Annotated in this window: 2 protein-coding genes; one reads left to right on the plus strand and one right to left on the minus strand. The window is 51.2% G+C overall.

Features of this window, described 5'->3' with window-relative positions:
* The coding region (locus tag ACTHUM_RS15895; protein WP_440403406.1) for a solute carrier family 23 protein at nucleotides 1–649 on the minus strand (649 nt) is incomplete at its 3' end.
* Between ACTHUM_RS15895 and ACTHUM_RS15900 the strand changes: the two genes are divergently transcribed.
* On the plus strand, nucleotides 637–828 hold a 192-nt coding region (locus ACTHUM_RS15900), incomplete at its 3' end, for a hypothetical protein (protein ID WP_440403407.1). The genes ACTHUM_RS15895 and ACTHUM_RS15900 overlap by 13 nt on opposite strands.

Below are 828 nucleotides of genomic sequence, written 5' to 3' on the forward strand. Positions count from 1 at the left end.
AGCCCAAGACGGTGGAGACGGCGGTCAGCGTCAGAATGGTAATGATGATGGAGCCTTTGACGCGGAAGTGGCCGAGTGCAACCACCATGACAAAGCCTGCCATCGCCAGCAGGGCGGTAGGCTGGTGGATGTCGCCCAAGCCGACCAATGTGGCAGGGTTGGCCACAATCACACCTGCGCCTTTGAGTGCAATCAATGCCAAGAAGAGGCCGATACCTGCGGCAATCGACATTTTCAAGCCCATAGGCAGCGCATTGACCAGCATTTCACGCACTTTAAAGAAGCTGAACAGGATGAAAATGATGCCGGAAATGAAAACGGCACCTAAAGCCACACGCCAGTCCACGCCCATGCCTTTGACGACGGCAAAGGTAAAATAGGCGTTCAAGCCCATGCCCGGCGCAAGGGCGATTGGGTAGTTGCCGACAAAGCCCATCACGAAACAGCCGATGGCGGAAGCGATACAGGTGGCCACAAATACGGCACCCATATCCATACCGGTTTCGCCCAAAATCAGGGGATTGACGATGATGATGTAACACATGGCGAGGAAGGTGGTCAAACCGGCCATGATTTCAGTGCGGACGTTGGTCTGATTGGCACTCAGGTTGAACAATCGTTCCAAAACGCTTTGATTTGAAGAACTCATTTAAAAATATTCCTTTTGGGAAAGCCGCTTGCGGGACGGCATCGTCGGATTGGTCTGCAAAAAGTTTGGTTTTTGGCCTTAACTTCTCAACAGATAAGGGAATTTTCGGGCGGTATTATACTGAAAAGCCTTTTGTTCGGGTAATAAAAATACATGAATCAGATAATGCCGGGCCGAAC

This window comes from Neisseria sp. P0021.S006, assembly GCF_051956895.1.